Origin of the sequence: Metabacillus sp. 22489 (genome assembly GCF_052044855.1) — a bacterium.
Classification (GTDB): Bacteria; Bacillota; Bacilli; order Bacillales; family Bacillaceae; genus Metabacillus; species Metabacillus niabensis.
On sequence record NZ_JBQENT010000098.1, the window covers coordinates 1 to 2,469 of the forward strand.

Below are 2,469 nucleotides of genomic sequence, written 5' to 3' on the forward strand. Positions count from 1 at the left end.
GTTTTAGTATTAAAGCTCGAGTTACAATTCCAACAATGAAGTAATATATGAATGAATATCTGTATCTCCACTCTAAATAATTAACAAGTTTGACCCACTCGCAAAAGGGTTCACCTATAAATGCATATGTTAGTGCCATAATGATCTGGGCTAAAATAAAAGATTTCCATGTTCTAAAATATTGATATAACAACATGTAAGCTACAGGCACCATTGAAAAATCAAAAGGAAAGGCCCGAGGAATAAAAGGTAAAAATGCAATGGGGTAATCCCAAAAACTATATTGTGCACCAACTACATCTAATAAGGTTGTTGTCAAGATAATTATGGTACCAAATAACAAAATTTCTAAAATAATGTCTTGTTTAACAAGTTTAGCCCATATAACCCAAGGCACAACTAAAAAAACGACTAGTATCCACCATTCCCAAGTTAAAAACTCATTTGTTAGCCAACCATTTAATTCTAAATGATACAGCTTATCTTCTAATAAACGTATTTCCTTAAGATTTTCAAATATATTATCTATTGATATCACCCCTATATTTAAATTAAAAGGTAACAGATATTTTTGAATTCAAACTCTTTGAGCTGCCTTTTTAGTATTACCGTTTTTTAGTAATGAATGTTTTTTATATCGTGGTGGACAAGTAATCATTCCATATTATGGTACTGTTCTTGCTAAAGTTACTCGCAGCGATATTTATCAACTTTTTTCGGAATGTTTATATAGTGAAACAGAATTACATGGGAAAGCGTTAAATCTTATGAGTTTAAAAGGTTTAAATGATAGACCACCAAATATGGAATACCCAAAAAGTGTAGAATTTATACAACACAACATCGTTAATAAATACATGGTTTGGTGAGAAAAGACCTTTAAATACTTTAGAAATAGGAGAACTTTTTGCAGCAGTTGAAAGAAATACAATTGGTCTAGTTCTTTTAATGGGATTAATACAGGTAATGAAAGACAAAGAAATAAAAGATTACTTATTAAAAGGAAAAAAACTTACTGAAAGACAAATAGAAGCATTTTCAAAATTTTTGAAGGAAAATTATAATTTCATGGGTACCCCCCTGACTATGGAGGTAACCGATTCAACAACATTACCATTTTCCGAAAGGTTAATTATGTTTTTCATTGGTTCTTCAAATCAAGTTGGTGTTTCTGCTCTCGGATACGCTCTATCTATTACAATGAGAAAGGATTTAGCAGCTGTGTGGTCCCTATTCGTTGTGGATGTAATGAAGTACGGTGGGGAAGGATTTAACATTTTAGTTGAACGCGGATGGATGGAGAAACCCCCTCAACCGATTGATAGGAATGAATTTTACAAATCCTAAGTACTTGAATTTGGAGCAAACTAAATGGCGAATGAAAAACAAACTTTATTATGTAATTTTACGTATAGTATATTCCAGTTCGATGGCTGCTGATTTAAGACGTAAATATATGATTTGTCTGTTTAACCCTCCTCCTAATACTCCGGATGTGCTGCATTAGGCATTTGAACTGGTAAATTCCCCCTTTAATGGCAAATTTATTATCTTAAATCCAGGCCCCCCTTTTTGAAGCTTTCAAAGCTTATAGTACGATTCAGTTTCTAATTTCATTTTATTAACGATATGACTTATCATCATATCCTTTTTTGTTTATTCCAACGTTCCCAACTAGTAACAGTAACATCTCCTTATCACCTTCAGCTCTTAATAATCTTCCTAAAAAGAGGCAATATCTGATTCCCTAGCATTAATTACTCCCAAAACTTCACCTCATTGTATTGTCCAACTTAATGGAGGCTTAGCTTGGGTAATGCTTATAACCTGTAGAATAAAAATTAGAATAAAAAAATAATAAACGGAGAAAATAATTTAGGAATATAAATGACGATAGAAAGGGCGGTAAAAAATGAATCTAAAGTGGTTAAGACTATTAACAGCAGTTTTTCTATCTGCCATCATGTTAATGGGGTGTAATAATGTAGAAGAGGATAATGATCCACCACCACCTGATACAGAAGAACCAATTGAAGATCCTGAAGATGTAAATGACCCGGATAATATAGATGAAAATGATGTGGACCCTGATACAGAAGAGCCAATTGAAGATCCTAAAGATGCAAATGACCTAGATAATGTAGATGAAAATAAAGATGATGAAGCTGATTTAGTGCCTGATGCTGAAGAACTAATTGAAGATCCTAAAGATGTAAACGACACAGATGATATAGATGAATAATGATTTAAAAAGGTATAGAGTAATAAGTTTCAACACCGTTTGTTTAGAACTGCTTCTTGTAGGAGAAGATGACAAAAGTGGGAAATAGAGTAATTGACAGCTTTAAAGCGGGCTTGTCAAGAAAAGTGTGTAAGTTATTCTAGATATTTCTTCACACGTTCCTTTAGGTGGTCATGAACTAATAGTTGATTCATGACCATAGCCCATTGCTGGATGCGTCCACCATC

The 2,469-nt window shown here is 32.9% G+C and carries 4 protein-coding genes; 3 read left to right on the forward strand and 1 reads right to left on the reverse strand.

Features of this window, described 5'->3' with window-relative positions; all coding sequences use genetic code 11:
- Positions 1-538 (reverse strand): CBO0543 family protein (locus ACTJJ9_RS26075; protein WP_440769002.1); only part of this gene is annotated, 538 nt, incomplete at its 3' end.
- A 163-nt stretch (positions 539-701) separates the two neighbouring features.
- On the opposite strand from ACTJJ9_RS26075, the gene ACTJJ9_RS26080 reads away from it, so the two are divergent.
- From ACTJJ9_RS26080 to ACTJJ9_RS26090, 3 genes are all read left to right on the forward strand, one after another.
- Positions 702-869, forward strand: coding sequence for a hypothetical protein (locus ACTJJ9_RS26080; RefSeq protein ID WP_440769003.1), 168 nt, complete (start codon positions 702-704; stop codon positions 867-869).
- A 25-nt stretch (positions 870-894) separates the two neighbouring features.
- Positions 895-1,347: a DUF3231 family protein gene (locus ACTJJ9_RS26085; RefSeq protein ID WP_440769004.1), complete on the forward strand. Its 453-nt coding sequence runs from the start codon at positions 895-897 to the stop codon at positions 1,345-1,347.
- 565 nt (positions 1,348-1,912) lie between these two features.
- On the forward strand, positions 1,913-2,242 hold the full coding sequence (locus ACTJJ9_RS26090) for a hypothetical protein (protein WP_061401039.1): 330 nt from the start codon (positions 1,913-1,915) through the stop codon (positions 2,240-2,242).
- Positions 2,243-2,469: the final 227 nt, after the last annotated feature.

Excerpts from the sequence above, each read along its gene's own strand:
- ACTJJ9_RS26090 (WP_061401039.1), top strand. The coding sequence starts at position 1,913 with ATGAATCTAAAGTGGTTAAGACTATTAACAGCAGTTTTTCTATCTGCC.